The following is a 5,364-nucleotide window of genomic DNA, read 5'->3' on the forward strand; positions in this document are numbered from 1 at the left end:
ATCTTCCGCAGCCTGAAGGAGTCGTTCGTCTCCCTGCCCGACCACGTCCAGGTCTTCCCGGGCCACGGCTCCGGCAGCGCCTGCGGCAAGGCCCTCGGTGCACTTCCGTCGACCAGCGTCGGTTACGAGCGTCGCTACGCCTGGTGGGCGGGGTACGTCAGCGACGACGACGAGGAGGGCTTCGTCTCCGAGCTGCTCGACGGCCAGCCGGACGCGCACGCGTACTTCGGTCGGATGAAGCGGCAGAACAAAGAGGGCCCGGCGGTGCTCGGGCCATTGGCCCCCCTGCGCGAGTACGGCATCTCCGAGCTGGCCGACGCGCTGGAGGCGAACGACGTCGTCGTCGTCGACACCCGCGGCCAGGACGAGGTCCACGCCGGCACCGTCCCCGGGGCGCTCAACGTCCCCGGCGTCGACAAGGCCGCCTCCTTCGGCGCCTGGGTCTACGACCCCGAGAAGGAGGACACGCCGATCGTCGTCCTCGCCGAGGGACCCGAGACGGCCGAGACGATGCGGGATCACCTGCTGCGCGTCGGCATCGACACGGTCACCGGTTACACGACCACCTTCGAGGGGCTGCCGATGACGATCCCCGAGATGATCGGACCCGACGAGCTGGCCTCGTACGACGCCGCGATGGTCCTGGACATCCGCAACAAGACAGAGCAGGCCGACGGCCACATCCCGGGCTCCGAGCAGCTCAGCGGCGGCCGGGTCCTGTGGAACCTCGACCGGCTGCCGACCGACGGGCCGATCGTCACGTACTGCCAGAGCGGCGTGCGCAACTCGGTCGCGGCCAGCGCCCTCCGCCGCGCCGGCTACCGCGTGGTCGAGCTCGAGGGCAGCTTCGCGGGCTGGTCCGAACGCAACCTCGCGACGATCTGATCCGCTCGCACCCCGAACAGTCAAAGGACACCGCTTCACCCATGCTCTCCAGCCTCACCACCGCCGAGTTCTCCACGGTGCACATCTGCGGCTCCTGCAACGTGCCGCTGCCCCTCCTGGCCCCGCACGGCGAGAAGTTCACCCACCGCCTACCCGGGCAGGTCGTGCTGAAAGGCACCTGACATGGAGATCACCCTGATCATCGTCGTGGCGCTGGCCGTCCTGGTCGGCCTGTCCCTGGGCCTGCTCGGCGGGGGCGGCTCCATCCTCGTCGTCCCACTGCTCACCTACATCGGCGGACTCGACCCCAAGGAGGCCATCGCCACCTCGCTGTTCGTCGTGGGCGCCACATCCCTGGTCAGCCTCATCGGCCACGCCCGGAAGGGCAACGTCCGGTGGCGGACGGGCCTGATCTTCGGCGCGGCCGGCATGGTGGGCGCGTTCCTCGGCGGCCTGGCCGGCGGCTACATCCCCGGCACCGTTCTCATGGTCGCCTTCGCGATCATGATGATCGCCACCGCCGGCGCGATGATCCGGGGCCGCAGGGACCGCAACGGTCAGGCCCCGTCGACCCAGTCGCACCACCACCCGCTCTGGCGGATCCTCCTCGACGGACTCGTCGTGGGCGCCGCGACCGGGCTGGTCGGCGCGGGCGGTGGCTTCCTCGTCGTCCCGGCCCTCGTCCTGCTGGCCGGGCTGCCGATGACCGCCGCGGTGGGCACCTCGCTGCTGGTCATCGCGATGAAGTCCTTCGCCGGCCTCGGCGGCTACCTCACCACGGTCAGCCTGGACTGGCCTCTCGTGGTCGCGGTCACCGCCGCCGCGGTGGCCGGGTCGTTCGTCGGGATCCGGCTCACCTCGGTGGTGCCGGAGAAGGCCCTTCGGAAGGGCTTCGGGTACTTCGTCCTGCTCATGGGCGCGGTGGTCCTGTCCCAGGAACTGCCCTTCCCGGCCGCGCCGATCATCCTCGGGGTGGCGGCATTGCTGGTGCTCGTCGCTGCTGTCCGTGTGGCTGTCGACCGGTGTCCACTGCGTTCGCAGGGTCGTGTCGAGTCTTCCCTGCGCACTCACTAGCCTCAGGGGTCCATGGTCGGGTAACGGAGCTGCTGAACGCTGGTGTGGTTACCAAGGTGGTCGCTGACCCCCGATTCGGCTATTCTCCCTGCTGCTCCGCGCTGTCCGTCTCGTTGGCCCCCGCTCGCTCCCGCCGCCTGTCCAGCGCACGCATGACCTGGGACGCGCTCGCACCGTGGAGTACCAGGGAGGCCACGATCACCAGCGACACCGCCGGCCACAGGGTCCAGCCGTCCTCCTTGGGGAAGTAGCCCATGGCGTAGCAGAGGTAGAACACCGAGCCGACGCCCCGGACGCCGAACACCGACACCACCATGCGCTCATCGCGGCGGAGCTTACGGTCGCCCAGGAGCGAGACCCAGGCGGTGAGCGGACGGATCACCAGCAGGACGCCGGCCGCCACCGCCACGTGGGTCCACTCCAGGCGGGGGAGTGCGTCGGAGACGAACGAGGCGCCGATCACCAGCAGGACCAGCAGGGTGAGCAGGTGCTCGGTGTACTCCACGAACTCGTGGAAGTGCTCGTGCCGCTCGTCGTCGCGCTCGGACGCGCGGACCCCGAGGGCCGCGCAGAACACGGCGAGGAATCCCCAGCCGCCCACCAGCTCGCCGACGCCGTAGGCGAGCAGGAGCGTGGCCACGGCGGCGGCGGGCTCGGCGAACCCCACGAGCCGGTGCTCACCCACCCGCACCCGGTAGACCGCCGCCCCGATCAACCGGCCCAGGAGGTAACCCACCACCGCGCCGATGAGCGTCTTGGCCACCAGATCCCACGCCACCCAGCCCAGGAGCCACTGGCCGGGATCGCCCTTGGTCGCCAGGTAGACGGCGAGGTAGACAAAGGGGAACGCGAGGGCGTCGTTGAGCCCGGCCTCGGAGGTGAGGGCGAAGCGGGCCTCGTCGTGCTCGTCGTCGACCTCCTCGCCGGAACTCGGACCCTCCACCTGCACGTCGGAGGCCAGGACCGGGTCGGTGGGGGCGAGCACCGCTCCCAGCAGCACGGCGACCGCGGGGGTCAGCCCCAGCACCCACCACCCCAGCACCGCGACCCCCGCGATGGACAGGGGCATGCCGATCGCCAGCAGCCGCCACGTGGTGGTCCACCCGCGCAGGCTCAGCGGGCGGTCCAGCGCCAGGCCCACGCCGAAGAGCGCCACGATCACCGTGACCTCGGCCATCCGCTCGGCCAGCTCCGCATGCTCGATCACGTCGACGAGCTGCGACTCGGTGGGCATCAGCCACCCGACCAGCATCCCCACGCCCACCACCACGATCGGCGCGGACAGGACCCGCTCACGGAGCAGGCGCGGAAGGAACGACCCGATGAGCAGGGCCGCGCCGATGACCGCGAACATCAGGTCGGTATTGGGCACGCAGTGAGTGTGGGCGCCCTCAGGTCACCTGCGCCACCGATGGGAACCGCTGGGGTGAGCGTGGCGGTCGACAGCGGTCCCGGCGAACGACGACGGGCCGGACTCCCTGGTGGGAATCCGGCCCGTCGTGGCTGGCGCGATCAGGCTGGTGCGATCAGGCCGTGGCGTCCCGCGCGGCGCCCTTCTCGGTGGCGTCGTTCGCGGTGGGCAGCTCGCCGGAGGCGTTCTCCAGGTGGGCGCGGATGAACCACTGGAACTTCTCGAGCTCGGCGGTCTGGCCGATGAGGATGTCCTCGGTGACGGGGTCGACGTCACCGGCCACGGCGATGGCCTTGCGGTGGTCGCCGATCATCCCGTCGTACACCTTGTCCAGCGCGCCGAGGTGCGCCTGCGCGGTGTCGCGGCCGAGCGAGTAGTCGTCCCACGAGCGGTGGTCGGCGTTGGCGCCGATCGTGCCCACGGGCGAGCCGCCGAGGGTGGCGATGCGCTCCGCCAGCACGTCGGCGTAGCCGCGCACCAGCTCGACCTGCGGGTCGAGCATCTCGTGGACCGCGATGAAGTTGGGGCCCACCACGTTCCAGTGCACGTGCTTGAGGGTCAGGTGCAGGTCGTTGCACGCGGTGAGTCGCTTCTGGAGGGTGTCGGCGAGGGTGGCGGAGTCGTCGGTGGACAGTCCGGGAACGGTGAATTCAGGCATGCTTCGAACTTAGCGCCGCCGCCAATGACGTGCGACCGTAGTGCTGGACGCGCAGGTCAGACCACGTGAGACTGGTCGTCAGCCCTCACCGACGGCGACCGGAACCGGCAGACCCTCACTGCCCCCGCCGGCGCACCCCGCGGTAGATCACCTGGTGCGTGATGAGCCGTTGGAGCAGTACATCGGCCGCCGGCGCGGGGACGCGAACACCACGGCCGGGTGGGGTGAAGACGATGAGTCCGTCTCGCAGCGGGCCGAGCACTGAGCCCCACCGGCGCCTGGGCGGTCGGTAGTCGCGTGGTGGCGTGCCGCGCAGGTGCGCGCGGATGTTGCGCGCGACCAGAATGTGGCCTCGGTTGCGGGCGGAGGTGCGCAGCGAGTCGGTGGCAGCCACGTCGCCGACAGCGAAGACATCGCTGTGCCCCGACACCTGTAGCGTCGGCTCGACGCGGACGAAGCCGCGGTCGTCGAGCATGGCCGCGGGCAGCCACGAGGTGTTGGGCCTCACGCGGCCGATGGCCCAGATCACGACGTCTGCCGTGGCCGGTGGCTGACCCGTCGACCAGCGCACCGGGTCGGTGGTGAGGTGCGCGGTGTCGTCGTCATCACCACCCGGCAACTCCGCGCGGTGACCGGGGTGCAGGCCGACGCCCATGTCTTCCAGCCGCCCGCGCACCCGGTCCCAGACGCGGGCGTGGTGGTGGGGCAGCGCGCGGTCGCCGGGGAAGTAGAGGTCCACAGCCTTGCCCGGCCAGCGTTCGGCCACCTGCGCCGCCGAGCTCACGGCCGCCGCGCCGCCGCCGATGATCGCCACCGACGCCGCTCCCGCGACGCGCTGGTGCGGCAGGAGGATCTCGGCGTCCACGCCGCGGGAGTCCCGGACCGTGGCGCGTCGCCAGAACCCGTTGGTTACCCCGGTGGCGACGACCGCGATGTCGTACGGCACCTCGGCGACCGAGCCCTCACCTGCTGCGCCGTCACCTGCCGTGCCGTCCCCCGCCGCGCCGTCACCCTCCGTGCCGCCGGCGAGGCTCACGCGCACGACACGGTTCTCGGTGTCGAGGGCGGTCGCGCTGCCGTGCACGATCCGCACCCGGTCGAGGCCGCGGAACCGGCGGTAGGCGATGCGATAGTCGCGCGTCCACGCCTCCGGCCGGGCTAGCCGCAGACCCAGCTCCTGACCGCTGACGAACTCCGGCGTGGCGCTGATGGCCACGACGTCGCCGAGTGTCCGGAGCGCGATCGCGGTGAGGACGCCGGTGTCCCCGAGTCCGACCACGACGATCCGGGGGCGGCTCACGCGGAGGTGGTGGTCCGGCTCTTCTCGGGCGGGAGT

At 71.2% G+C, this 5,364-nt stretch carries 6 protein-coding genes; 3 read left to right on the forward strand and 3 right to left on the reverse strand.

Annotated features, from left to right (window positions below; all coding sequences use genetic code 11):
* The 3 genes from IY392_RS18710 to IY392_RS18720 form a co-directional block, all read left to right on the forward strand.
* Nucleotides 1-885, forward strand: an 885-nt coding sequence (locus IY392_RS18710; RefSeq protein WP_255542143.1) for a rhodanese-like domain-containing protein, incomplete at its 5' end; no start/stop codon positions are given.
* Between the two features lie 41 nt (nucleotides 886-926).
* The gene (locus IY392_RS18715) at nucleotides 927-1,067 is read left to right on the forward strand and encodes a hypothetical protein (RefSeq protein ID WP_228549640.1); all 141 of its coding nucleotides are present in this window, start codon (nucleotides 927-929) and stop codon (nucleotides 1,065-1,067) included.
* Between the two features lies 1 nt (nucleotide 1,068).
* Nucleotides 1,069-1,959 carry a sulfite exporter TauE/SafE family protein gene (locus tag IY392_RS18720; RefSeq protein WP_194862035.1) on the forward strand — a complete coding sequence of 297 codons (891 nt, stop codon included), beginning with the start codon at nucleotides 1,069-1,071 and terminating at the stop codon, nucleotides 1,957-1,959.
* A gap of 79 nt (nucleotides 1,960-2,038) precedes the next feature.
* On the opposite strand, the gene IY392_RS18725 is transcribed toward IY392_RS18720, so the two are convergent.
* From IY392_RS18725 to IY392_RS18735, 3 genes are all read right to left on the reverse strand, one after another.
* Complete coding sequence (locus IY392_RS18725) at nucleotides 2,039-3,331, reverse strand: cation:proton antiporter (RefSeq protein WP_194862036.1); 1,293 nt, start codon at nucleotides 3,329-3,331, stop codon at nucleotides 2,039-2,041.
* Nucleotides 3,332-3,485: 154 nt separating this feature from the next.
* Nucleotides 3,486-4,028 (reverse strand): Dps family protein, encoded by a 543-nt coding sequence (locus tag IY392_RS18730; protein WP_107757269.1) that lies wholly within the window; start codon nucleotides 4,026-4,028, stop codon nucleotides 3,486-3,488.
* A gap of 115 nt (nucleotides 4,029-4,143) precedes the next feature.
* Entirely contained in the window at nucleotides 4,144-5,328 is a 1,185-nt protein-coding gene (locus tag IY392_RS18735; protein ID WP_194862037.1) for an FAD-dependent oxidoreductase, read from the reverse strand.
* Nucleotides 5,329-5,364 lie beyond the last annotated feature (36 nt).

The sequence above is a fragment of the Dietzia sp. SYD-A1 genome, assembly GCF_015356725.1.
Lineage (GTDB): Bacteria > Actinomycetota > Actinomycetes > Mycobacteriales > Mycobacteriaceae > Dietzia.